This window comes from Paenibacillus sp. J22P90, from assembly GCF_059692195.1.
Map to the genome: position 1 here is coordinate 279,968 of NZ_JCAUAY010000002.1, position 25,522 is coordinate 305,489.

24 protein-coding genes and 2 pseudogenes are annotated in these 25,522 nt (G+C 44.4%); 5 read left to right on the forward strand and 21 right to left on the reverse strand.

Annotation, left to right across the window (positions count from 1 at the left end):
* Positions 1-11: 11 nt before the first annotated feature.
* Genes AC58UX_RS06055 through AC58UX_RS06075 form a run of 5 tightly spaced genes read right to left on the reverse strand, consistent with a single transcriptional unit; the run spans position 12 to position 4,054 of the window.
* Complete coding sequence (locus AC58UX_RS06055) at positions 12-785, reverse strand: sulfite exporter TauE/SafE family protein (RefSeq protein WP_497250506.1); 774 nt, start codon at positions 783-785, stop codon at positions 12-14.
* A 12-nt stretch (positions 786-797) separates the two neighbouring features.
* Positions 798-1,700, reverse strand: coding sequence for a nitrilase-related carbon-nitrogen hydrolase (locus AC58UX_RS06060; protein WP_497250508.1), 903 nt, complete (start codon positions 1,698-1,700; stop codon positions 798-800).
* A gap of 1 nt (position 1,701) precedes the next feature.
* The gene (locus tag AC58UX_RS06065) at positions 1,702-2,481 is read right to left on the reverse strand and encodes an amino acid ABC transporter ATP-binding protein (protein ID WP_497250510.1); all 780 of its coding nucleotides are present in this window, start codon (positions 2,479-2,481) and stop codon (positions 1,702-1,704) included.
* Between the two features lie 12 nt (positions 2,482-2,493).
* A complete protein-coding gene (locus AC58UX_RS06070) occupies positions 2,494-3,144 on the reverse strand; it encodes an amino acid ABC transporter permease (protein WP_497250512.1) in 651 nt (216 codons plus the stop codon).
* 31 nt (positions 3,145-3,175) lie between these two features.
* Entirely contained in the window at positions 3,176-4,054 is an 879-nt protein-coding gene (locus tag AC58UX_RS06075; protein WP_497250514.1) for a substrate-binding periplasmic protein, read from the reverse strand.
* 273 nt (positions 4,055-4,327) lie between these two features.
* On the opposite strand from AC58UX_RS06075, the gene AC58UX_RS06080 reads away from it, so the two are divergent.
* The gene (locus tag AC58UX_RS06080) at positions 4,328-5,917 is read left to right on the forward strand and encodes a PucR family transcriptional regulator (protein ID WP_497250516.1); all 1,590 of its coding nucleotides are present in this window, start codon (positions 4,328-4,330) and stop codon (positions 5,915-5,917) included.
* On the opposite strand, the gene AC58UX_RS06085 is transcribed toward AC58UX_RS06080, so the two are convergent.
* The 9 genes from AC58UX_RS06085 to AC58UX_RS06125 form a co-directional block, all read right to left on the reverse strand.
* Positions 5,912-6,526, reverse strand: a complete 615-nt coding sequence (locus AC58UX_RS06085; protein WP_497250518.1) for a fumarylacetoacetate hydrolase family protein — start codon at positions 6,524-6,526, stop codon at positions 5,912-5,914. The genes AC58UX_RS06080 and AC58UX_RS06085 overlap by 6 nt on opposite strands.
* A gap of 23 nt (positions 6,527-6,549) precedes the next feature.
* Positions 6,550-7,317, reverse strand: a complete 768-nt coding sequence (locus AC58UX_RS06090) for a Rossmann-fold NAD(P)-binding domain-containing protein (RefSeq protein WP_497250520.1) — start codon at positions 7,315-7,317, stop codon at positions 6,550-6,552.
* A gap of 50 nt (positions 7,318-7,367) precedes the next feature.
* Positions 7,368-8,291: an FTR1 family iron permease gene (locus AC58UX_RS06095; protein ID WP_497250522.1), complete on the reverse strand. Its 924-nt coding sequence runs from the start codon at positions 8,289-8,291 to the stop codon at positions 7,368-7,370.
* A gap of 106 nt (positions 8,292-8,397) precedes the next feature.
* Entirely contained in the window at positions 8,398-9,888 is a 1,491-nt protein-coding gene (locus AC58UX_RS06100) for a copper amine oxidase N-terminal domain-containing protein (protein ID WP_497250524.1), read from the reverse strand.
* 47 nt (positions 9,889-9,935) lie between these two features.
* On the reverse strand, positions 9,936-10,973 hold the full coding sequence (locus AC58UX_RS06105) for a hypothetical protein (protein WP_497250526.1): 1,038 nt from the start codon (positions 10,971-10,973) through the stop codon (positions 9,936-9,938).
* 126 nt (positions 10,974-11,099) lie between these two features.
* Positions 11,100-12,629, reverse strand: a complete 1,530-nt coding sequence (locus AC58UX_RS06110; protein ID WP_497250528.1) for a hypothetical protein — start codon at positions 12,627-12,629, stop codon at positions 11,100-11,102.
* Positions 12,626-13,375: a glycosyltransferase family 2 protein gene (locus AC58UX_RS06115; RefSeq protein WP_497250530.1), complete on the reverse strand. Its 750-nt coding sequence runs from the start codon at positions 13,373-13,375 to the stop codon at positions 12,626-12,628. The genes AC58UX_RS06110 and AC58UX_RS06115 overlap by 4 nt, the downstream gene beginning before the upstream one ends.
* A complete protein-coding gene (locus AC58UX_RS06120; RefSeq protein ID WP_497250532.1) occupies positions 13,368-14,828 on the reverse strand; it encodes an alkaline phosphatase family protein in 1,461 nt (486 codons plus the stop codon). The genes AC58UX_RS06115 and AC58UX_RS06120 overlap by 8 nt, the downstream gene beginning before the upstream one ends.
* Position 14,829: 1 nt before the next feature.
* Positions 14,830-15,798 (reverse strand): lysylphosphatidylglycerol synthase transmembrane domain-containing protein, encoded by a 969-nt coding sequence (locus tag AC58UX_RS06125; RefSeq protein WP_497250534.1) that lies wholly within the window; start codon positions 15,796-15,798, stop codon positions 14,830-14,832.
* 361 nt (positions 15,799-16,159) lie between these two features.
* Here AC58UX_RS06125 and AC58UX_RS06130 point away from each other — a divergent pair, with 361 nt between their 5' ends.
* Positions 16,160-16,450: a hypothetical protein gene (locus tag AC58UX_RS06130; protein WP_497250536.1), complete on the forward strand. Its 291-nt coding sequence runs from the start codon at positions 16,160-16,162 to the stop codon at positions 16,448-16,450.
* A gap of 828 nt (positions 16,451-17,278) precedes the next feature.
* Here the strand turns inward: AC58UX_RS06130 and AC58UX_RS06135 are convergent.
* From AC58UX_RS06135 to AC58UX_RS06155, 5 genes and pseudogenes are all read right to left on the reverse strand, one after another.
* Positions 17,279-19,339, reverse strand: coding sequence for a 3-keto-alpha-glucoside-1,2-lyase-like domain-containing protein (locus tag AC58UX_RS06135; protein WP_497250538.1), 2,061 nt, complete (start codon positions 19,337-19,339; stop codon positions 17,279-17,281).
* Between the two features lie 191 nt (positions 19,340-19,530).
* The gene (locus tag AC58UX_RS06140) at positions 19,531-21,750 is read right to left on the reverse strand and encodes a glycosyl hydrolase family 95 catalytic domain-containing protein (RefSeq protein WP_497250540.1); all 2,220 of its coding nucleotides are present in this window, start codon (positions 21,748-21,750) and stop codon (positions 19,531-19,533) included.
* 119 nt (positions 21,751-21,869) lie between these two features.
* Complete coding sequence (locus AC58UX_RS06145; protein WP_497250542.1) at positions 21,870-22,007, reverse strand: hypothetical protein; 138 nt, start codon at positions 22,005-22,007, stop codon at positions 21,870-21,872.
* Positions 22,008-22,069: 62 nt separating this feature from the next.
* A pseudogene (locus AC58UX_RS06150) lies at positions 22,070-22,150 on the reverse strand (RNA polymerase subunit sigma-70); the annotation flags it as partial.
* A 123-nt stretch (positions 22,151-22,273) separates the two neighbouring features.
* Positions 22,274-22,684 carry a beta-xylosidase family glycoside hydrolase gene (locus AC58UX_RS06155; protein ID WP_497252087.1) on the reverse strand — a complete coding sequence of 137 codons (411 nt, stop codon included), beginning with the start codon at positions 22,682-22,684 and terminating at the stop codon, positions 22,274-22,276.
* A gap of 49 nt (positions 22,685-22,733) precedes the next feature.
* Between AC58UX_RS06155 and AC58UX_RS06160 the strand changes: the two genes are divergently transcribed.
* Positions 22,734-22,895: a helix-turn-helix domain-containing protein gene (locus AC58UX_RS06160; protein WP_497250544.1), complete on the forward strand. Its 162-nt coding sequence runs from the start codon at positions 22,734-22,736 to the stop codon at positions 22,893-22,895.
* A 328-nt stretch (positions 22,896-23,223) separates the two neighbouring features.
* On the opposite strand, the gene AC58UX_RS06165 is transcribed toward AC58UX_RS06160, so the two are convergent.
* A complete protein-coding gene (locus tag AC58UX_RS06165; protein ID WP_497250546.1) occupies positions 23,224-23,718 on the reverse strand; it encodes a hypothetical protein in 495 nt (164 codons plus the stop codon).
* Positions 23,719-23,782: 64 nt separating this feature from the next.
* Positions 23,783-23,949 (reverse strand): annotated as a pseudogene (locus AC58UX_RS06170) (glutathione-dependent formaldehyde dehydrogenase); the annotation flags it as partial.
* Positions 23,950-24,211: 262 nt separating this feature from the next.
* Between AC58UX_RS06170 and AC58UX_RS06175 the strand changes: the two are divergent.
* Positions 24,212-24,703 (forward strand): DUF2243 domain-containing protein, encoded by a 492-nt coding sequence (locus tag AC58UX_RS06175; RefSeq protein WP_497252089.1) that lies wholly within the window; start codon positions 24,212-24,214, stop codon positions 24,701-24,703.
* A complete protein-coding gene (locus tag AC58UX_RS06180) occupies positions 24,693-25,487 on the forward strand; it encodes a cytochrome c oxidase assembly protein (protein ID WP_497250548.1) in 795 nt (264 codons plus the stop codon). Before AC58UX_RS06175 ends, AC58UX_RS06180 begins: the two co-directional genes overlap by 11 nt.
* The last annotated feature ends 35 nt before the right edge of the window (positions 25,488-25,522 follow it).

A 25,522-nucleotide genomic window follows, 5' to 3' on the forward strand; every position in this document is an offset into this window, starting at 1 on the left:
TCCTACCAAACTTATGCTTTCACTAACATCAATAACGACCCTGCTATCGGTGTCATGATCATCGCGGAGCGTAGAAGCAGCTTCGGAGCTCTCTTCGTAAATTTAGCCCCAATGTACGAGCCGATCATTGTCCCTGCAACGACTTGAGCGAGTAAGACAAAATCCAAAAATCCGGCTTGGAAAAATCCGATCGACCCGAACAAGGCAATCGGTAAAATAACAACCATTGTCGTTCCTACCGCCTGTCGGAGTGGAAAGCCGAATAAAATGAGCAAAGCCAATTGAATAAATGGGGTAGATCCAATCCCGAATACACCAGACAGCGATCCTGTTACTAGGCCAGTTAGTGCAGCTAATACCCAGAACCTCAGCTTCTTTACCTCGTCAGAGTCCTCAGCGAGCACTCGCTCCTTCGTTGAGAATACTTTGCTTGTCCGAAGCCAAATGAGGAGCCCTGAGATGAACAGCATACCGCTTGTCAGCCAGACCAGCTGATCCGCTGCAATCATGCGAGCGACGAAAGTTCCGGCATACGCGCCTCCCGCTCCAAAGGCCCCAATAATGAGGCCAGAGCGAAGCCTTGCATTCCCTTCTCGGAAATGACTGATCGAACCGGATAAGGTTGTAAATACCATTGCTGCAATCGAAGTGCCAAGCGCCGTATGAATAGGGATATGGAAAACCGCCAGGAGAATCCCGATGATAAAGCCAGAGCCCCCCGTCCCGGCAAACCCTAAGATCATCCCCATCAGAAGCATGGTTGCTAGAATGTCCACATTCGCCATCTACTTTCTCATTCAGGTTGTTTGAAAGGCATATTGTTGATAGAAAGAAGGCCGCATATCCGTACGGTTCCGATTATGTCCATTTTCACGAATGAACTTCAGGTAATCCAGATTAATATCCCCAACGACGACCATTTCCACATTTGCTTCCCCTTGGCTGACAATCGCATTTGGCGTGCCAATCATCGGTTGAATTGGTGAGTAGATACCGCTTTTACCCGTGAATGTAAATCCGTAAGGAATATGCGTTGGGAACGGAATTGATCCAATCATGTGGCTATTCACGACATACACCTGATTCTCCGAAGCTCTTGCCTGAGCAAACAGGATATTGCGGCTTTGCCCCCACTCATCGAGACAACAGGTTGGCGCGAGGATAATATCAGCCCCCATTTGACTAAGGATACGCGCCACTTCTGGAAAAGAGTTATCGTAGCAGATGGAGATGCCGTAGGTCACACCATTTATTTCGAAAACATCCAGCTTATCGCCAGGCGTGGTCAATTCTTTGTTATACACCATTTCATAGGAAGGATGAATCTTGTTCTGTTCGAATACAGCACCGCTAGCCGTGAAGACATACGCTGTATTGTAATAGCATTTTCGATCCGGTTGGTACGCGAAATGCGTCCCCGCAGCGAGTGTAATTTGATATTCTCTAGCCAAATTGGTACATAATTGCTTGATTGCAGCTGTGTATTCTTTGCCAAACCACTCGAATATTTTCGTGACATCTTCTGTACTTTTAATGTCAAAATGGTGCAGCGTGAGCAGCTCGATCGCAAAAAACTCCGGCAATAAGAGCAGCTCTGCCCCTTGTGCCACGGCTGATTCAACGTGCCAACGAACGTGATCCTCAAAGTCTTTCATTGATCTTAATTTTTTGGCCCGAAACTGGCTGCTGGCTATCTTCATCCTAGTTTACTCCTCTCAGTTCGACCTCATGGGTGATTTTGCGCATGAATTGATTCATCCGTGCATTTTTCATATGAAAGACTTCATCTGGTTTCCCGTTCATCGTAATTTGACCATCCTCCATAAAAAGAACGCGATCCGATACGTTACGGGCAAAGTTCATCTCATGTGTGACAACAACCATCGTCATGCCTTCTTTCGCCAACTTGACCATAATATCAAGCACCTCATGGACCAATTCAGGATCTAGTGCAGACGTCGGTTCGTCGAACAAAATCACCTTTGGTTCCATGGCCAGAGCTCTTGCTATCGCCACACGCTGCTGTTGTCCACCTGATAAATTAGCGGGATACTCATTAATTTTCTCTTGCAAACCAACCTTCTCCAGCAGTTTAATCGCTTTCGCTTCTGCTTCCTTACGCGGAACCTTCTTTACAATGCGCGGACCTTCGGTTATATTATCGAGCACAGTCTTATTAGGCCACAAATTAAATTGCTGAAAGACCATGCTGACTTCAGAACGAAGCCAGGTCAATTTCATATACGATTGCAGCGTTAAGCGGCCGCGGGCGTTCGTCTTATACTCCGCTTTGCGCGTATCGACGTAAATCTCTCCTGAGGTTGGCACCTCCAGCAGGTTCATGCAGCGGAGCAAAGTGCTTTTCCCCGCACCGCTCGGTCCAATAATAGAGACAACCTCACCTTCTCGAATTTCGAGATTGATTTGATCGAGCACCTTTTTCGAGTGAAACTGTTTATTTAGTCCACGAATATGAATCATATCTCCTGCCTCCTACCTCTTAGCAATGCGCAGCTTCTTTTCGATGAAGAATTGCAACAGCATGATCGAGCTGGTCATGGTTAAGTAAATAACGCCTGCCACTCCCAGTGTTTCCATGACGCTGTATGTACTGTTATAAGCTCGTTGTGCCCCAAGCATTAAATCTGGCACGGTAACAATGGAAACGATGGCTGACTCTTTCAGCATAATGACACAGTTATTAATGTAAGGCGGCGTTAACAGTCTTATTGCCTGCGGAATGGTGATGCGAAACATCTTCTGAAAAGGGTTCATCCCGATCGAATCCGCTGCCTCCAATTGACCTCGATCCACAGACATGATACCTGCTCGAATGATTTCCGACTTAAAGGAAGCGGAATTGATCGACATGGCCGCAAGCCCTGCGATAAACGCAGGAAGCTTGAGACCGAATGGTGTTGCATAGTACAGCCAGAACAAGGTCAGCATTAACGGAGTTCCTCTGAACACCCAGACATACACGAAGGCAATGCCACGAATCACACTGATACTGGAAAGTCTCATCAGAGCAATAAAGTAGCCAAGTATTGTTGCGCACAAGATGGCTAGAATGGAGATTTTAAAAGTCGTCAGCGCCCCCTCAAGATAGAGGGGCATATAATTGGATACAATTTCCCAGTCCATGCCAATCACTCATTTTCTGCTTATTTTTAGATCACTTCGGAAGCGGTGCCCCTACCCATTTAGTAGCCAGCTTATCGATGGTGCCATCCTTCATTTTCTCGTCAATCAGACTATCAATGATTGCTTTTAATTCGGGTTCATTTTTGCGCATACCTACGCCCATATTTTTCACTGCAGCTACTTTACCAACTAATTTCAGTGGTTTATCACTCTTATCATTCTTGATGTAATCATTCGCTGCAATGTTACCAACCGCATAGAGATCGATTCGACCTGCTTTTAGATCCGTGAACGCTTCCGCATTCCCTGGGTATTCTTTCAGCTCTTTGAAGCCTCCGAATTCCTTGATGACGGTATGTGTCGCCGATCCACCAATAACACCCGTAATCAGACCGCTTAACTTCGTCACGTCCTCTACTTTCGAGCTATCCTTCAATGTCACCGCTACCGTGCCGTCTTTTCCATAAGGAATGGAGAAATCAATACTTTTCTTTCTCTCATCCGTTTCGGAAAGGGCTGACATGACGAGATCAAATTTCCCTGCGACTAGACCTGGAATTAGTCCTGCAATATTTCCTGGCACAAACTCAACCTTGACGCCAAGCTTCTCGGCAATCATCGTACCGATATCAATATCTAGACCCGTAATCTGACTTTGTTCATTCATGAAGGTCATCGGACGAAAATTCCCGCTAGTTCCAATGACGAGTTTGCCATTCTTTTTAATTTGTTTGACCGTCTCCGATGTTGCTGGCCCACTTGTTGCAGCCACTGAGGGTGTTGTTGAAGCTGCTGATTGATCGGTAGGCTTTGCAGATGAACCTGTTGTCGTTGCCTTCGTCCCGCATGCGCTAACTAACAAAAGCGAAGCGATAATCAAACCCTTACTCATCCATTTAACATGTTTCATTTCCCCAGCTCCCCGTAATGAATATTGTCTTTATGTGTTAGATTATATATCATAAAGTCGAAGTTTACATTAGAGTTACTTCACAAAACTACCATGGATCCATTGTGAACTTTTCACAATAACACTCCACTCTCTATGGTAATATTCAACGATATATTCGGCTTTCCCTTTAAAAATATAAGTTTTTTTTAGTAGTTTCTGCTAATTAAACTCTTTCCTCTACTTTAATTTTATGTTAGGTTTATTAACATATATAAGGAGGAGGTTATTCCCATGAATGGTATCAGCGTGAATGAATTAATCGCTCATAAACCCTTTTTATTCGAAAAAGATCCCATCATTAGCGGCGCCAACGGTTTAAACCGGCGAATTACCAACGTGAATGTGATGGAAGTACCCGATGTCTTCAATTGGGTTAGGCATGGTGATCTCCTTCTAACAACTGCATATTCAATTAAAGACAACCCCGATGCTCAGAATGAGCTGATTCCTAAGCTTGCTGCAAAAGGAATAGCTGCTATTGGCATTAAAACTAAGCGCTATCTCGAAACCGTGCCAGAAGAAATGGTCGCACTTTCAAACCAATATGAACTGCCCATCTTGGAACTCGCATTTGAGATTGGCTATTCCCAAACCATATCTGAAGTACTTGAAGGAATTCTCAGTCAGAAAACGAACTGGCTTATGGAGCAGCACCATAAAATCCAACTATTAACCAGCACGCTAATTATGGGAGAAAATAGTAAAACCTTCCTTGAAACGTTTTCCAAAAGTACCGGGTTGCAAGCTGCTTTAATTACTTATGAATCAGACATGTATAGCACCGATCCCTCATTTAAGAAGGAGTGGCCTGATGCCAGGCACTTTCAACCTGTCGTATCGCATTTGTCTTCCTCGGTGCTTCCTTCTTATTGGCTCGGTGATGATACAAGCAAAATCTATCTCCCAATTGAGAAAAACAATGAAACGATGGCCTACTTTGTATGTTGGGGATGCGAACAGGGGGAATGGGAGCCGTTGCAGTTCCTACTGCAGCACACGGTTAACTTGCTAACTCTGCACCTGAGCAAACAGCATTCTTTACGAAGCTTAGAAGATAATCAAAAAGACCTTTTTCTCAAAACTTGGGTCCTAGGTGAAATCACCGAGCCGCAGGCCATCGCGTTGCAGGCTGCCTCTTGCGGACTACAACTGCAAACGAGCTATAACGTTTGTCTCACTTCGCCACTCCCTCCTTTTTCATCAAGAGAACTTATGAATGTCAAAGCTTATTGCATCCTTCAAGGCATCATCTTGCTTTCCCTAGGGAATGAATGGGTTTTTCTTATCCCGAAGCCGCTGGCTAATCAAAAAAATGTCTATGTAAAGCTCCAAGCTGAGCTCCACAAATGCTTGAAGCAACCACAGATACGCCTTGGCATTAGCAATATGAAAAGTATTTCTGATATACACGAAGGCTACAAAGAAACACTAACCGCACTAGAACTCTGGGATTTCATTCGACCTGTTGAGACCCTGTGCTACTACGAGCAACTCGGCATGTATCCGATTGTTCATGTACTTTCCGATCAAGGGTCCATCAAAAAACAGCTATTTCAATACATTCAGCCCCTCTACGCATTTGATAAAGAAAATAACGCCAAGCTCGTGGATACGTTAATTACTTACTTGCAATTCGGAGGAAATATTAAGGAAACAGCGAAAGCTTCCTTCTGCCATTACAACTCCATTGTCTATCGCTTAGAAAAGGTTCAAACCTTATTGGGGGTTGATTTGAAGGACCCCGACGTGCGTTTCCAATTGCAAATGGCAGTCAAAGTATTCACTTTTTCCACAAAAAAAGGAACTATGATGGGCTCATAGTTCCTTGTGAATCTTAAATTGATGGTTACCGAGTTGCGGGCTCTTCATCTCAATGACATCGCCAATCTGACAAGCTAATGGATTCGACGGTGTCCCTGTTAGGATGATATCCCCCTTACATAACGTTGCCATGCGTGAAATGTGTGATATCAACCAGTTCGAAGAGAATAACAAATTCGCTGTATTATCTTTCTGTACGAGTTCACCATTCACCCACATTTCAATATCCACCTGACAGGGATTAACAACTGACACCATGGGTCCTATCGGGGTCATCTGATCAAACATCTTGAATCTTCCTGTATCAAAATGCGCGCTCGCCGTAATGTCATTGGCAATTGCATAGCCCGCGACAATGGACGGTACATCTGCCTCCGCAATATTTCTGGCTTCTTGACCGATAATAACGGCCATTTCCACCTCACAGATGAAATCCGTGAGGTGCGGTGGCAAATAAATATCCGTCTCTACCGTTAAGCTTTGCGGTGACTTAATAAAGAGGAAGGGATCCTCGTCATGGGTGATCCCTTTTTGAGCACGAAAAGCTTTGAAATTCGGTCCCACACCAATAATTTTGCGTGTTTCATTTAAGTACGCTTGGATATTCACGAGATGAGACTCCCTTCCTTTCTCTACTCCGTCATATCCCGAAGTCGGCTATTTTTCTGTTGAACCGATCTCATTAAATCGACGTTCACGTCCTTATCCTCCGCCATGCTGATAAGTGCATGAACATCCTTGGGCAGACATTTGCCTCCATAGCCACGGTTATCCTCATAGACGAACGTATGACTCCGCCCGATGCGAGGGTCTTCCAGCCATACTTCACGCAGTTCATTGTAATCAATGCCGTGAGCGCCTGCGATATCGTAGAATTCATTGCAAAATGATACCTTCAGCGCCAGGAAGCAATTCTCCATGTACTTCGCCATCTCTGCTGTACGAGCATCCGTCAGCCGAATCCTCACTTCAGCGTTATACACCTGCTGATACGCACGAACCACAAGGCTTGCATCTGCAGAAGCACCGCCCAACGTGAGCCACGTACGGTGACGCAGGTCAGCGAAGTGGTGATCCACCGTTTCACCGTAATATTCCGGTTGGAACACGATTCTCTTCCCGGTCCGCTCCTTCATTGCATCCGTGAAGCCAACGGGTACGGTAGAACGAATGACGATCACTTGGGCTGTCAACCATAACAGGACTTCTTCCACGATAGACGTATCGCATTTGCCGCTAGGAAGCGAAGGTGTCGGAACACAGACGAATGCCATATCACATGCATTCACCTCATCTTGTCTTCCCATCTGAAGAGGTCCATCATATACAGCAGCCTTAGGAAATAAGGCATGAATCGCTTTGCCTACATGTCCATATCCAACAATACCTATCTTCATCATTATCCGCGCTCCTCATGTTGATCATTCATCCATCGACTCATTCTCATCTGCTAAGCGGCCACTTCATCTTCCTTGATCTGCTCCTGTTCCTGACGCTTCTTCTGAACAGCCAGCAGGATGAACACTAAGAAGTAGTAACCCCAGTAACCTACAAATTCTTCTAATGAAGGATTCTGTGTATACCCGAGGAATGCCTTAAAGAAAATACCGACTTGGCCGTTAATCAGTGGCTCTTTTCCATAATCACGCAGATATTGCACACCGTCAATAGGATGCTCTGGCATAAAGGCTGTAATATTATAAATTTCACCAATCTGGTGTCCTGCTGTTCGATATAAGCTGCCAATTATCCCTAAATCCTGCATAATCCCAATCGCCTGAACAAACAGCCCAGCCGAAATCATCATGAGGAAGACTGCGGTTATCCGGAAGAAAGTACTAAGACGAATTTTCTTAGTCCCTTTGAAAAAGAGAAGTCCCACCACGACTGCCAGAATTAGGCCGAATAGTGCTCCCCAGCTTTCAAGCGCCTTCTGAATGTTGCCCCCTGTAATAGCAGCGAAGAAGAATACCGTCTCCACCCCTTCACGCACAACAACCAGAAAGGAATGAACAACCATATTAATGGCGCCACCAATGGTCAAAATATGAGCAACTTTGCTCTGAACTTTGCCTTGCATCTCACTGCTTTGCTTGCCCATGAACATAATCATATGTGTCAATAAACCGGAAGAGACGAGCATGATCCCGATTTTCAAGTAATTCTGACTACCCATACTGCCAAAACCGGTTAATAACACCTGGAAAGCCAGGGCTAAGCCGTAACTAACGATTAAAGCGAAGAACACGCCAACCCAAACCCATTTATGCCAGTGGATCGCATCAATACGCGTTAAATAAGTAAGGATGACACCTACAATGAGAATGGCTTCAAGCGCTTCGCGAAACGTAATAAGAAATGCCTGTAAATCCATGATCTGCCTCCTATTCTCTTACCTTGCATCTGAACATTGAAAGACACTTGCGCTTATTCAGCACAAGTGTCTCCCATATAAACAGTCTCCCATATAAACGAAATGATTAGCGAAGGATAATGATGTCACCGTTTTGATAGAATACGCCATAGCTGAACAACTCGGCTACTGCGCGCAATGGGATGAAGGAACTACCGTTTTGAAGAAGAACCGGCTGATCCAATTTGACTTTCTCATTTACCTTACCATTCTCAACAACTTGATCGGAACCAGCTTTAATTTCTGTTTTCTTGCCATCTTTCGTAATCACGATTGTTTGCGTTGCTTCAACCCATTCAACTTGCGCATTGATTGCTTGAGCAATAGGACGAACTGGTACTAGCGTACGATTAGTTTCCGGGTTAATGAACGGAGCATTCTCAGCTGTGAAAGCAGCGCCATTTACTTTATAACCTTTGTCGCCAACTTTTAAGCTGGAACCATCTTTGTCAACAAGGAATTTTACAATTTCAAAAATAGAAGCGTTCGTAGCTGCAGCATCGGATTTATCAACAGCTTCTGTTAATTTTGTAGCCCAAACGCTTGCAGCCGCAAATTTCTCTTTACCCAAGAACACTTCTTGGCTAGCAAGGAACATTGTACCTTCAGCAACATATCCGCGTGCACCTTGTAAATCACCAGCTTCTTGTTTAACTAGAATTTGGTTAAGGTATTCGGATACTTTACCGATCATCGTACGTTGAAGGGCATCGCCGATTTCAGCTTGTTTGATTTTGCTAGCATCGCCTGAAGCGAAGGCATTTTTAACGAAGTCAGCATCAGCAGGGCTTCCACCTTTGAGGTACGTGTAAACAGGCATAAAGAGGAAGTAACCTTCTGTAATTGCTTTGGCTTGGTTAGCTGGCGTAGCTAATCCAACGTTTTCTGCGTATGTATAAGTTGCAAGCGCATAGTTTTTGATCAATGTTTTGTCAAGGATTTGACGGTGAAAGTTAAAGTCATTCAAATTGTTGTCTTTGATATCTTTTTGAATCAGCTCAATCGTTGTTTTCAAAAGTGCTACCATGTTCAAGCTATACTTCGTATCACGTTTCACAACGTTTGGTTGAAGCGCGCCTTCATAAATTTGAACGACCTTATCGAAAGCAGCCGTCGCTCCAGCGATGTCACCCTTGGTCAAAGCAGGACGTACTTGGTTGCTCATCAAATCACGAAGTGCGAAGAAGAAATACCATTGCAACCCTTTGTCGATCGCTTCATTCGCTGCACCAACTGACAAGTCACCTTTAATGGCAGCATCCAAAATAAGCAAGATGTTCGCATCCATTTTAGGATCATCTGCTTTGATGTTGACATCTAGACGTTTAACATCAGTTTGGAATTTATCTACGTATAATTTCTTAATATCAGCAAGAACAGTTTTATCCGTTTTATCTGTGAAGAGTGCTTTAATATCTGTGAAAGATTTAAGGTTAGCGGAGATCGTTTGATCTTCTTTGATTTGGAATTTTGTTTCTGCAAAAGCAACGGATGAAACGGTAACAACACTAGATAGAGCGATTGAAGCACTTAAAACTACAGCTAAAAATTTACGCATGATAAATTTCTCCTCTATTCATCTCAATTTATTGGTTGACCTTACGGTTAAATCCATTTCCTTTTGCGGGCGAACCATACAGCTCCACCCAGTACAATGATAACTCCACCAATGACAGATACGCTGACCCAGGGATTCGTTTTGTCCGTGCGTTGCATAGGAGCATGTGCCGATGCTTCTTTCGCAGGCTCTGTCTTCACAGCTGCACTCGCTGTCTCAGTTGCTTTAGCAGGGGCCTCTACAGTTGCCGTAGGCTTAGCAGCTTCAGCAGTTGGCGTCGGCGTCGGCGATGGACTTGCTGATGCAGATGCTGATGGCTCAGGTGCCTTCGTCTCCACAGCCGCTGCTGCTTCAGGCGCCTTCGTCTCAGCCGGTTTCGTATCTTTCGTTGCAGCAGGTTGTTCTTGTTTAGGGCTAACCTCCACCTTTACAGTGGGCTCAGTCTTCGGCGTCTCTACCGGCTTAACGGTAGGTGTCGGCGTACTTGTTGCCACTGGTGCACTGTACGCTTTATAAGGGAACAGCGGCTTTACCTTTCCATAGATAAAATCAACCTTCTCCTTAAAAACAGCTGGCTGCACAGGCTTCTTCCCTACTCCGAACAATCCTGGATTACCCAGTGCTTCGAGAGCAGCATCAAACGCCTTATCAATCTCTGCTTTACCTGATCCCATGTAGGGCTCTAGGGTATCATAGGTCGCCTTGGCTTTGGCCAATAGAAGCTTAGCACCCGCATAATCATCAATTCCCTGCTCAGCATACGTGAATCTACGATCCAAGTTCATGACAAGAACAGCCTTGAAATTAGCAATGACTAATTTATTGTCTTTTGCCTTGAAATTAGCATCCAAAGTGGTGCCTACTTCTTCACCAAAATGCGCTACGATTTCTGCTCTTCTTTCCTTATAGGCGCCATCAGCAGCTCCCCAATCGTTCCCACCATCAATACTGGCTTGCACCAGTTTAAAGGTTTCAGCGACATCTTCGGTATTGGCGTCACCGTAAGAATAGGCCAGCGCAGAAGTCGGCAAGATTATTAATGCCGCAAGAACTAAAGTCAATCCGGCTAGTAGCCATCGTTTCATAACTTCACCTCTGCAATTGAATTTGATTCTCAATGTCATTGATAATGATAATCATTGTCCATTTTTATGTCAACCTTTATTTTACAATTTGATCACATTCCGTTCATCGTCCGTTCATAATTCTTGCTATCGAACCCATTCAAACAACGTCACCTTTCCATACGCTGGATCAAACAGCGGATCGGATGTAAAATCGGCAATCCGTTTCAGATGCGCTTCTACGGATTTCCCCTGCTGTACAAAGCCTTGCACGACATGATCGGTTAGGAAGACCCTACGATTAGAATTCGCATTTGCCAACGACTGAAAATACGCATACGTATAAATACGCTCATGTTGATAGTCGGCCTGCAAGTATTGAAGGACTCTCGTCTCTTCCCACGTAAACAAAATAAAGGGCTCCTGCAAGTTGCTTAGATAGTCATGCAACTGATAGACTGCTGGTTCATCTACTGCTTGCCTTTTCAAGAGCTGAGCCCCATATAAAAGCTGTACAATGAGGAAACCAGCGAGGAGCGTATACAGAACCTTCGGAGCTAGTCTCAGCAAACGTGACTTAGGATCTGATGCCTTCACAGAATCCGCCGTCCGAACGCTATATATGAACAGGAGGAGTAAAATTGGCGCAACGACCGGCACGATATGCCGTGGTTTTTCTATATTTTGACCGATTAACGCCCATAAGGAATAAAGAACTGCACAACAGACCAACCAAATTAGATAGTGCCTGTTCTCCTTATTTAAGTGCTTAGGAGCCGCGACAAATCTCCGTACGACCATCGTCATGACTGCCATAATCGCAAGACTCACACCAATGAGAATGGAACCACCAAATAGGGCTGAACTTAGCAAATTATGCCCGAATAGCTGGACGATTCGTTCCCCCGGTGGCATTGACGTTGAGATCACGCCACCGCCCCATTCAGAGAAATGGCCATCAACGAAAGCTAGAGACAGCTTCCAAAAGCCTGCAATATTTCCTTCCGAAAGCACCAAACCAGCTACCCAAATCATCTGAAACAGCACGGCTGCCAGAGCTGATCCTCCTACTCGGAGCCATCCCCTCCAACGGGTAGCCCCCTGCTGCCAAAGCGAATACCAGAGGGGAGCTAAGGCTAATCCGTAAGGAAAAAAGGATAGGCGTATGCCCATTAATAAGCTGAATATGAGCAGTGCTAGTCCATGGCGAAGCAAGGAATGCGGACGATCCATCGCAAAGCGGATACTCCAAAGAAACCACCACAGCATGGCCATGCCTGCGCATTCCGACATGGGACGCGAGGACATTAGCCAAATGTAGGGGCTGCTTAATACGAGTGCGGGCAGTAAAAGACTTTTGATGCCGCTGCCCGTCAGTCGATGTGCTAATAAAAACATAGGGATCGCCGAACTTAATGCCGCTAAGGTATTGAAAACGGATAAGGCTATTGCGGGATTATTCATCCATTGGTTAATAATCCAACCACCTAGAATGAAGTAGGGATATCCCGGAAAATGAGGCTGCATGGCAAGTAAATCATACCGATGCAGTGCCAGTGTGAAGTCCACTTCGTCCCATGTTCGCACATAAGGACTCGCATATAGCAAACTAAGGCAGGTCACACTGGCTATAACTGCTACAGCAAATAGCGCCATGACTACCGCGTTACGTGTCATAGGCTCGGTTCATCTCGGTGCAGTTGAACAGCGACTTTGCGCTTGTGCGAGACGGGGCGTCTCATTTCTTTGTAAATCGCCGGAAGCACGGAAGACACATACTGTCTGAATTTGATGAAGGATTGGCCCTTGGTCCGAACCTGGTACGAGATCGGTATCTCCTCCAACCGGTAGCCCTGACGAACCAGATTAATCGTGAGCACCTGGGCGTAGTTGTAGTCATGAATGATGACGGCATTCTCCATTGCATCGCGTGAGAATCCGCGCATCCCTGACTGGCCGTCATAAATCCATCTGCGCAGCAAGATCGCCTGCAGCAATGTAAAGGTATAGTTGCCTAAGCGGCGATGCAGCTTCATCCCTTGAATGTGGCCTTTGAAGCGTGAGCCAAAGGTATAATCTGCTCGCCCGCTAATTATAGGCGCAAGGACATCTGGGATTTGTTCTGGCGGATACTCATTATCCGCATCGATCATAATGCCGATGTCTCCGCCCAGTAGGCAGCATTGTTTCAGCCCTTCGCGAACGGCTGCGCCGAGACCTCGATTGTGCGGGAACGACACAATATGGTCGGCCCCCGCATCGCGCGCTACTTGGACGGTGCGGTCCTTGGACCCGTCGTCGATCACAAGCACTTCCACCTCATACTGCGAGTGGAAATCTCTCGGCACGCGGGCAATGACCCCGCTGATATTCTCTTCTTCATTATGTGCAGGCATGAAAACGATAATTTTTTTCTTAGTCATGATGTTTGATAGCCTCCGTTAGAACAGGTCCGCGACTATGGCTTGGGAATGGTGCTCCCAGTAAGTAAGCCAGCGTCGGCGCCATGGATACGAGTGAATGTTTCTCATCAATACGACGGCCTGCCTCGATAGTGGGACCATGCAAGAAGAAAGGCACATAACGCTCGCCTTCATCGAGATGCCCATGTCCGCCAATGCCGTCAGCCTGCCCGTGATCCGCACAGATGATGAGTGTGGTATTTGCCATCATACCGCGCTCTTCGAGCCAGCCGACGAACTCTTCGATGAGTTGGTCGGCTTCTGCAATCTTTTGCGTGTAATCGTCATAGAGAACACCTCTGCTGTGCCCCGTTTGGTCAACCCCAATCAATTGGGCAACGAGTAAGTCTGGGTTTTGCTCCGCCATAATCTTCTTAGCACGTTCAATAATATTGCGATCCGCAACATCGTTGTGCATGACAGCTGTCACGCTCTCTACGTCGTCTCCCATGGAGTCAATTAAGTGAGCGATGCCCAGCAAGCGCCCTTTTTTCCCTACTTTACGTAAAGAATCGAAAATACTCTCCACCCGAATACCGAGCCTCCATACCATATTGGAGCGAATGCCGTGCTCGCGCGGATACGTTCCCGTAAACATCGAGGAGAAACAGACCACGGTACGCGCCGGATAAACGGTCTCCATTTGCGCATATTCCGTGCCTTCTGCTCGCAATTTTTTTATAAATGGTGCATGTGCTTCCTCAAAACGCTCTTTGCGCATGCCGTCTACCACGATAACAATGACCTTCTGGTTGAGTGCTTCTCCCCCCGCTTGTACAGGACTTGAATCTCGTGTATAAGTAGGAATTTCAGCCGGCTTCCAATCGAATAAATAGCGGTGAAGAATAAATGCGTAAATCAACAAGCCGCCTGCAAACAGCAGCCCCATTCCTACATCAGCAGAAACCCCTGCTTCAAACTGACGATAATAATGACTCCATACGAACAGCAGCAGCAAAAATTTTGGCATCTGCTCCTGCGCATTACCGCTCGTCGAGTCACTATTCTTGAGGACAAGCTTCCAGAAGCGTGTGAAATTCCACCATGTCGTACCAATTCTTAAGTGGTAGTAGAACGTGCCCCAGAAATAAATCGTAAAGAAGAAAAACAACCCTAGTGCCAGTACATACAGCGAGAAATCAGTTCGTTCCCAGATCAGAAGTGCTGCAATAATCGGCATCCATAAATAATTGCGTAAGAACAGCGGGAAATCGAAGCAATAATAGAGTACGAATAGAGGAAGCGTTACCAAAAGTCCTAGACCTGCCGCACTCCAAAAGCTAGGATCCGACCATACGCCGATATGGTAAAGCAGGAAAACCCCAACAACGAAGATCGGGGTAAACGGTTTCCCCTCATTCAACAAATTCCAGCAGCGAGCTGCAACGATTTCAAAAGACGAAGCTTTTTTCATATTAATCTTCCTTCCCCACTTTGCTATGTGATGGTGACTTGGTTTGACGCTTAACTCGACTAATCCAGGTTTTCATTTCTCGCCAATGCAATGGCATCCGCAGCAAGGAGTACGCACCTAACGTGTAGGCAAATAGAAATTTGAACGTATGCGACAATAGTGCCGCTCGATACGCATCTTTCCCATCTACCCCCAACAAAGTAAGTGATCCGCTCATCGTGCTTTCATAAGTACCGATACCACCAGGTGTAATATGAAAGATTTGCCCAGCAATCGTCATACTATTAGCCCATATGAGCGAAATACTTCCCAACTGCAAACCAATAATATGAACTAAAGCGAAAATAACACCTGCTTCTAACACCCAACTTAAGGTGATTAAGCTAAAAATGACAAACCCTTTGCCCGAAAGCATTTTCATTTGGAAATAGGATGAGTGCTTTACGACAAAGGGAATTTTTCGTATGACAGGTAGATAATGTGCAGTTGCGAGAATGGCTGTACCAGCAGCCAGCATAGTCACCAACATCCATGAAGAAGGCAATCCCATTCTTAAGATACCTATGCCTCCAATAACAGTGAGAACAAGCATATCCAAAAGGCGCATTACCGCTACGGAATGAAGTGCATCTTCCCATGACTTCCCGCCATTTTTCATGAGCAAGCCTGTACGCACACCATCGCCCACCTTGATCGGAAGCACATGGTTCACGAGCAAGCTGTAGCTAATGGCATGAAAATACACCGCGAATTTAACCTCATGTCCTGCATATATTCGCCATGCTGCCGCTTTGAGAAGAAAAGAACTCAGGTAGACGATCACCATACATACAAGCCATTTCGGTTGATGGAACATCAGCACAACATCTTGGAGCCATTCCTTCGAATCAAACCACTGCCAAGTTAAGACAATTGAACAAACGACCAGCAGGACTGCTATAGAACGAATTATTCGTTTTTTTGTCAGCATATTTGTTGGGACCTCTTTAATGTGAAGCCTAGTTAATTTATGAGAATGAGAATCATGGTCAGTATAGGGTGTTTATTTCAATACGTCAATCTAAGATTTTCCAGAATGTATAAAAGCAACCTAAGAATTGCCCTCAGGTTGCTTTTCCTGTCTATTTTTTATCTAAAACAATGTCTACTTATCTGCTCTTCGAAGACCCATCCTTGAGAATAGTTGGTGTTTATAAGGCGATAGTTCCCATCCATACCACCGTGTATACGCATACGAAAGAGCGCCTGACCCCAACACCAGGATATGTGTTCATCACAAAAAGCAAACATCGTCAGATTCGCCTATCCTGGCGATCGCTCCCGGCTTAGCTATGGTTACTATCATTATCATTAGCCTTATTGTGCTCCTTCTTCGTGCCTTGATTTGCCTAGTGAAAAAAGACAGCAGGCTCGAAACAAAAGCCCTTCGCCGAATAACTATACTTGCCAATATCATTTATCTCATCACGCTGCCGCTTGCATTCACATACTGGCTGGATCTATTCGGTCCTGCGCCAATGCCGTGGAAGATCTTACTCAAGAATGAAACAATCAACGGTTGGGTAAAAACGGGATATGCGGTTACAACGATTGCCGGACTACTTGGGTGTTCACCATATTGAATACAACTTCCTCAAGATTTCCTTCGCGCAGTGGATATGACCATACCGCACACTGTTCAGGCGTTACTAAGGATGCGGAGGCTGCTGAAGAGAAGGCAGTCATTCGCCAACACCATCCCACCATTCTCCATCCGAATACCAGCCACAATAGACAAAAAACACGCAAACTAGTAACGCTTTGCGTGTCGTTTCTATCATATTTTACTGTGCTTTTAAACGCGCTAATACATCTTCGAATCTGACAACCGCTACTCCTAGTATAATCGATGCCAATATCGAAGCAAAGGCGAATGGCTATCTTCGGTTTGATTTACGCGAACCAATGAGACATTTGCTACGCGCATTTTGAAAAAGACCTATACGTTTACTCATCTATGATCATTCTCCTTTTTCGTTGTAACACAGACTCTTCAACCAAATTCTTAGATCAAGTATAGTTTGTGTCTACTATTTCGGTCTAGCATTGATTATTAGTAAAATGTCTTGCGTTGCTATATTTCTATTACAAATATTGCAGATGATAACTAATCAAGCTCTCATCCCTAATAATTTGAGGGACCCGGCGGAACATATACTTCAACTCCATTCTTCTATTAAATAAAAAATGCAACAAGACAGACGATTTAACAATACCGTCTGTCTTGTTGCATTTTAATTCATTAATATGCATAAATATAAATTCCTAATCAAATCTGCAACAATTCTAAAGAGTTTTGGAATTTCACAAAAAAAATTGATAACTGTAACTTGTTTTGTCGTTTTTAGGCTATGCATTTTGGTGTTTTCGTAACAAGCTTTTGGCTGAAAGTAACCAGGGCTAACCAAAATTTACTGCGTAACAATCGCATCATCAAAGCTTGCCGTCGAAGAAGCCATACGGTAGCCAATTTTGCCTGTACTCAGCTCCGTTGTTCCATTTGTCCAATTAATAAGCTGCGTATTATTGACCGATCCTAAGATCGTATTTCCCGTTACCTTCACCTTGAGTTCGTACCATGTGCTGATACTTGAGCTGAAAGAAGCACTTGTTAGCAAGGTCAGCGTCCCGCTCACCTTTTTATATAATTCAATGGCATTCGTACTGTTATTGATTCGCAGCATATAGTAGTTGTTAGCATCTGTGACGCGGAATAGCACGCCTGCGTTGGCATAAGCATTATTTAGCTTGACCCTCGAGGAATAAGTATAGTTCGTCCAAGCGCTCCCTGCAAAGGCAAGTGCTTCTCCAGTGACCAGAGACTGATTGAAAACTTTACTACCATCTGTGATTACACTCCAAGTACCTCCACTTGTTGTCCAATTACTAGAACCACTTTCAAAATTGTCACTGAACACGGTAACAGGTGCAGAACCAATGCCCACGCCTTCGTAAGCACCTCTATCTATTACACTGTAAGTTGGAACTGCGCTGCCCCAATAATCTCGTCCGCCGTTGCTAGTGATTGCAACACCGCTATCAATGGCTGGTGAACCATATTGCAGCTTGTAACCATCTACTCCTGTTCCAGGACTTACTAATAGTGGATTGGTCGTAAGCTTGTGCGCATCGCTTGGCTCAGAACCGGGATGATTGCCATAAAAAACGTTATAATCAAACACATTATTCGTACCACTGCCGAACGAGTAGCCGCCGCTGCCTAGGTTATAGATGATATTATTTTTAAAAGATGTATTGCTCGCATAGCCACCCCAATCGTTAATTAATAAAATATTCGTGCCAGCTCCCGCTCCAACATAGATGGTGTTATTATAGATGCTCGTATTCGTGACAGGTCCAGCCAATTGAAAAATACGTGTGCCGTCATTCTGACTGATGTTATAACGAACGATTGTGCCATTGTTGAAATTACTTGTGCCGTTATTACAAATGAGAACGAAACCGCCTTCGTTGTCATGGCTATAGTTATATTGAATGATTGTTCGATTCGAGACATAATCGGAGTCAAATCCTTGCCCGTCCAAGCTGCCATGCGTGCTATACGCTTCGTTGTATTGCACGATTGCATCGTCCGTATTAAACGGCCAGATCGCAACCCCCTCAGCGCCAGAACGCATATTAGCATGATGAACAACATTGTATTGAATGACGGGAGCCGTACTTACCCGAACCAGAATGCCATCACGCCCGATATCGTACACGGTATTATACTGAATGAGCACGTTGGTGAAGCCCGACCACGGCCCGGAATCAACCATACCACCTCTGTTCATCCAGCGCGAATGTGTCTGAATACCCGTTGAGTCCACCGTGTACACGGTGTTCCCTTCAATCCTGACATCGTTCCACTTCGTGGAAACGGAAGTTCCTAATGCCTGCACGGCGATGCCGCCGTTTTTCTTATCCGTATTGATCCCGTTCACATCGTGTACCGTGAGATTGGAAATATGGATATAATTGGCCGTCCCATAATCCGAAGCAACGACATTGACGCCTAATCGTTTGGCAGCGGTCGTCCCCGTATTCGTCACTTCCAGGTTCTTGATTTCCCAGTACTCTTGATTGTACAAATAGACAGCCGATCCTCCGCTGCCATCCGCATTCATTGTAAGCCCTCCCCCATTAATAAGCGGCTTATTTCCGCTGCCGTAACTCGAGAGGGTAATTGGGCTGCCAGATACACCAGAACCTTTCGGATATAACTGCCCCGTCCAAGTACCTCCTGCTTTGAATAGGATCTGGTCGCCAGCTACGAATGTTGTTGCGTTGACCTTGCTCAAGCTTTTCCAAGCCGTCGCCGTGCTTTTCCCATCTCCGCTGTCATCAGGCCTCGAAGCATCTACGTAATAAATAGTCCCTGCTGCCAAAGCAGCTTTAGGCAAGGCTCCTAATAAGGAAAACAAGATAACGATGGCAGAGAATATCGTAAGTAGTTTTTTTGCTGAATACATAAATCATTCCTCCTTACATAATTGGACACAAATTTGTTAGCGCTTTCAATTATTTCCATTTCAATTCTACTCCTCGTTAGCAAAAGAAAACCACAGGCATTTCACCCAACGACACGATGTAGATCATCAGGCTGGTTTCTTTTTTCACGTGAATGCTACTTTCTCACCTCCCTTCAAGTAACTTCAATTTCTTAGAGACAGGAAACCGGACCTATGCCAATCTCTTCGGGGCGGCTTCCCGTATAAAGAAGTATGGATTCCCCCTGCTTTAAATCAATCTCATACATACCCGGCGACATTTCCGTAATGGCGAAATTCCTTTCGCCGCTCGTTTCCAGCGGTCCAAGCAAATTCGGCATGATCTTCAATGGCGCCCCAGCAAGACTTTTAATCACAACATAGTCCGTCTTCCCCTTCGTCCATCGACCAGACACTTCAAAAGCACCTTCCGCCAATAGCTTCCCAAAGGATATTTCCTTCCATTCATCAGGAACGGCAGGAAAGACGCGGATCGTATCGCCCCAACACTGCATAACCATGTAATGGATGCACTCTGCGCTGGACAACGGGGTTTCGATCACTGGGGACAATTCGGAATACATGGTATTCGGATACAAAAAACGACGGAATTCTTGTAAGTAAGCTAGCGTTTGGTTACCATCACCCCGTGTAGCTGCCATACAGGCCGCACCTGTGTAGGAATAGCCTTTTAATCCTCCCATTAAATCAATCCAGTGAGCGATCGATTTCTTAATCACATCCGAATATTCTGGCTGATCAGCATGGACAAGATGAAGAGGGAAAAACATCAACAGATGGGAATAATGCCGATGAGATACGGCAAAGGGCACGTCCTTTCCTACCTTGAAGCCATTGTGGTCAATTGGATAGGGAGTCAGATCCTGTAGCACTTCCCTCCAACGGTCTTCTAGCGGATCACAAAGACGCAACCGCTCATTAGCCGTAAGCAGTGCCTCACAGCCCCAACGGAATAAAGCCAAATCGTAATTGGTGTCCTCCGATGGATAAGCCGTATTATTTTCCGGTCCCGGATACTCGGGGGAAACTGTTTTGGGCAAATGAAGATGACCATCCTCACCCCTAAAGCATAAGTGCAAATACACATTCATACTGGCTCGCAGCAGTGGATAGAGTCGATCCCTAAGGAACGCATCGTCCATTGTGGAACGGTAGTGCCTCCACACATTATGCAACGCCCATGGTAAGTTCCCATATTCAAAATCAGGTTTCAGACAAGGTGCTACTAAATGAACACTGGATTGCCTGTCGATATACGCCCCGTCCTCGAGTCCGATGGGAATCGCATTTTGACGTAAATTTTCGTGATAGCGCTCCAAATTACCGATTAAGGACTGACCAATTGAAAGCCGATTTGCTTTATAAACCGAAGAATAGGAAAGCTGTACGTTTAGATTCCACCAAGTTCCCGGCCAAGCTGATTGCGTAAGCCATGGTCCCTGATTATCCAGCACCGGTGAATTCTCACGGACGGCACTTGCCAACTTGTACATTTGAATCCAATAGATGCCTTCCCAATACTTATCAGGTACGGAGATGAAGCTCGCTGGATAGTAGTCATGCCACCAGGCTCTATGCGATTCAATGAAGTTTTCCAGTGATTGCTTTATAGCCGAGTCTATCGACTTAAGTGCCTCATCTATTGCGCTTTCGTCATAATAAGAGTTGGTAATGCTTACGTAGACAACACCATGGGACTCGCTGAAGTTCATCTCCCTCCAAGCCACGGCGCAGGCTCCCTCGGAGATAACAGTACCATCTTCCTCTTCTTTAACAAAGGTTTGAATGCTTACCTGTGTTCCTTGCTTATAAAGCTGCAGTGGGGGCGGAGGAAGATATCTACGCGACAGATTGTGTGGAGCGAACTCCAACCTCGGACTCACGCCATGGCGGGGGCGAAATCCCACTAACGCTCTTTCACTTCCGGTTGATTGCCATTCAATCATCAGACAATCCTTCGAAGCATGCGCCACAGACCGCCATTCGATCGTTCCTTGATCTGTCGTCATCACTCCCGTTGCTTCTGCATCCCATAAGGACAACCGCATGCTTTCTTCCTGTATTTTGCCTCTTGGCCGCAGCAGCATGTCACCAATGGGAACACGCGGTACGGACCAATCGATTCCGGTTAAATGATTATGCGCGACAACATCATTCCGTCCAAGCTCCCACGCCAAATTCTGGGGCGAGTCCTTCAAAATCATGGCTCCGATCATGCCATTTCCAATAAAAGCGCCTTCGCCCCACTCTTTTCGAGGACTATGAATATTATGCGCTACTGTTGATTTGTAATAACCGCCGTGAAACTTAAGCTCTGACTGAACCAAATCATGAGCGGACAGAAATGATTCCCAGTCTACTTTAATTGCCATCCTTGATTCCTCGATTTCGTTGAAGTTAAGCTGTCTGTTTATATAAGTAGTAATTTTAAATCATTTCAGTAGATTGATACATATGATGTTCTTATGATTTCTGTTGCAATCCTATGGAGTTATGCAGGGCGAGGAACGCTTAATGCCTGTTGAACAATTTCGCGGAACAAATCAGCATTCGGATCCGCTGCTGCATCCATAGCGAACCAGAACATATCAATAACGAAAAGCTTGCGATCTCCAAGTCTGGTAGCCATCCTGTCTAGGAAGATGTCAACAGCTTCACCGAGCGCTTCTGCCGACCAGTCATACACAACATCAGCTTGGTTCCTTTGCTCGAGTAAAAAGATTCTATGGCTTTGATTAATCCGATCGTCCCGATTGAAACTAAATATTCTAACTATTACCACATGTTGTCGAATTCACGAAGCAACGTAAATTCAAGTCTCATCATGTGGAAGTCCCAAAGTAACATAGTAGGTCATACCAAAGAGACACTGAGCTTTAATTAGTCAATGTCTCTTTATCTAAGCCAGACATCGTCTTCTAGCGCACGGTATTTGAAGCCGGAGAACTTAGGTTCGCCGTTCCCAGCCGCATAAATACCAAGCCTCAAATCTATAAACTCGCCAAAATTATTATGGTGATATCCTGATACTTCTAAAGCAGCCGGGAATAGACACCATTGTACACCGTCCACGCTATAAGATAATCTCACTGTATGGTGATCATTTCTTATTCGCAAATACATAGAGGTGCTACCTCCCTCTACAGGAAAGCTTTTGGTACCGCGCCGCAGTCTGAAAATTTCATCCTCAGTAAAGCTAATCACCGCATAACAGCTCTCATTGTAAAATAGCAGCAATCCCGCTTCCACGTCAGATTCAATCTGAATGTATACTTCTGCTTCATAAGAACGGTCTGGTGGAATAATGACGAGAGGACTTGCATCCGACGGCGAATTTCCCTAGTTACAAGCCCGTATGAGTGCCGCTTCTCGGCTATTGATTTCCAAAGATATGACTGTCAATGCCATTGCGAAAGAAGTCGGATATACTTCATTAGAGCAGTTTAGTAATTCCTTCAAGAAATATTTTGGTATGACTCCCACTCAATATAAAAACCTTAAGAAAGAGTATAAATAAATTACAACAGCATTAAATAGGCTGATTCGTACTTTTAAGATGTATGGCTATGAGATGGTTGATAAACAAAATATCCCGAATTTTTTCATTTAGTAAAGTTTGATTTATCATAAAATAAATTACTCTTGCCGTTTATTCAAGTTCTTATCATTGGCTCGTGGCAAGAACTTGATCCCATACATAAAAAAAGCCGCGTTTTGCGCGGCCCTTAGTTAGATATAGTTCTTGTCACCCGACGATATTGTTGTTATTTTATTTATTTCTACTTTAATGTCGGTTGACTAGAACTTTATGTGTTTCCTTTGATAAGGCGCTTAAAATGGTTGACTTACATTGTCGTTCCTGGTGACTGAGTTGTTTTATTAGTTTTAATAATCACTTCAATTCCTGGTTTTGGATAATTATCCTGTTCGACATTCTCCGGATCCTTTATTGACCACGTAACGTTAGTTAAATATTCGTCATTTGGCGCACGTACTTCCTCAAAGTCTGTTACAAGCTCTTCCCCGGAAGCTATAATTCTATAAATGAGAGAAAGATTTGCTATATTTGCAGCTACTTTTCTGTCAACGATATTTACAGTACTGCTATTGCCTGGCTGAAGCTCAACACCTAAAGCAACATTACCTGTATTAACATTCCTGCCAGGTTCGGCATTATTAGTGTTAGCTCCTTGAGCCAATCCGATCTTGCAAACGTAAATTGTTGATTTATTGTTTAGCGCAAACTCATGAGTACACTGTGCTTCCATATATGCCTTGTACTCCTTTTCAAAATCTTCTCTTTTTATTTCCTCCGTATTTAATAGGTCTAATTCTGTCATTATCTATTATCGCTCCTTACATATTTTTGTTTAAATTTTATAACTCATTTTTTAACCGTATGTGCTAAGGTTTCAAGACAATCTTTATTGCTTTTTCCTCTTTATTAATCTGACGATATAATTCGGGCATATAGTGAATAATAGGAGCTTGTCCCAATTTCACAGTAATATTACGGTAAACAGATCACCTAAAGAAAATGCGTTATAAATTGCGCCATATACACCAGTTACTCACTTTTTTACTCCCTGTTAAATTATATATATTCTTGTTTGCTGACTTATCCACAGTCATTTACTTTGATAGTCACCCTTTGCTCTTGCACCACTTTGTTATTGAAAGCAAGCATTTAATGGTAATCTGTGCGGATTACTTCATTTCTATCCCAAGCGCAATGACCTCACCTGTCATTTATGCTCCAGTCTCCGCAAGTCCTAATGAATCTATATTGGTTACAACTCCATAAAATGGGCAAATTAGAAGTATGATATGTAGCTGGAAAATTCAAAGGGAGTTAAAAAAGTGGAAACAGCTAACCGTAATCTGTGGTCGGGTATTTTATTTGGCCTTGGTTTAGTCGGCTTTATCGATGAAACAGTATTTCATCAACTCTTGCATTGGCATCATTTCTACGACAAATCTACGACCCAAATCGGTTTGATTTCCGATGGTTTGTTTCACGCTTTTAGTTGGTTTGTGACGGTGGGGTCGCTATTTATGTTTGCAGATCTTCGACGTCGAAAAGCACTACACCTTAAAAGGTGGGTAGGCGGCATATTACTAGGCGCTGGCTTTTTCCAACTATACGATGGAACAATCCAACATAAAATCATGCGACTACATCAAATCCGTTACATCCCGAATGTCATCATTTACGATACCATTTGGAATATCAGCGCCATTATTATGCTATTCCTTGGAATCATATTAACTATTCATTCCCGGATTGATGTCCTTGTCGAGAGGAAATCTTCGGATGACAAATGATCATTTTACTCATAGCAGTGGAGCTTACTCTGAATGTATTCTCATTCTCCTATTTATTGTTGTATTATTTCTTTATCTCTTCGCTGCAGTGATATCCAGTCGCACCTACAGGCCGTGGCCCTTCTCACGTTACATCTACTGGTTAATAGGTTTACTATCTATTGCGCTGTCTGTTGTTGGCCCTTTAGCCAATCTTTCGCACAGAAATTTCACAGCGCACATGGTAGGTCATTTACTTCTTGGGATGCTGGCTCCCCTCTTCATTGCACTTGCAGCACCTTTAACTCTTATTTTAAGGACTCTCCCCCTACAATCTGCTCGTAGGATCTCAAGGATACTTAGAGGCATGCCGTTTCGAATGTTTAGCGATCCTTCAGTAACTTCAATATTAAACATCGGTGGACTATGTATCTTATACACGACCAACTTATATTCGAACATGTACAAGTTTTCAATTTTACATTTTATTGTTCATCTACATATATTTACAGCAGGTTACTTATTCACAATATCAACGATTTATATCGACAAACCGCCTCATCGAACTAGCTATGTCTACCGAGGCACTGTATTGGTATCTACCATGGCCGCACATGGCATACTATCTAAAACTATTTATGTGAACCCTCCACTTGGTATATCGGTTATTCAAGCAGAAAACGGCGCTAAACTTATGTATTATGGTGGGGATGCAATTGACGTTTTTATTATTATCATCTTTTTTTATCAGTATTTTAATATCAAACACCCTCGTAAACTTAACTCACTAGTTCCTGAAACCTAGCACAACCTCACTATATTCTAGTGAGGTTGTTTGAT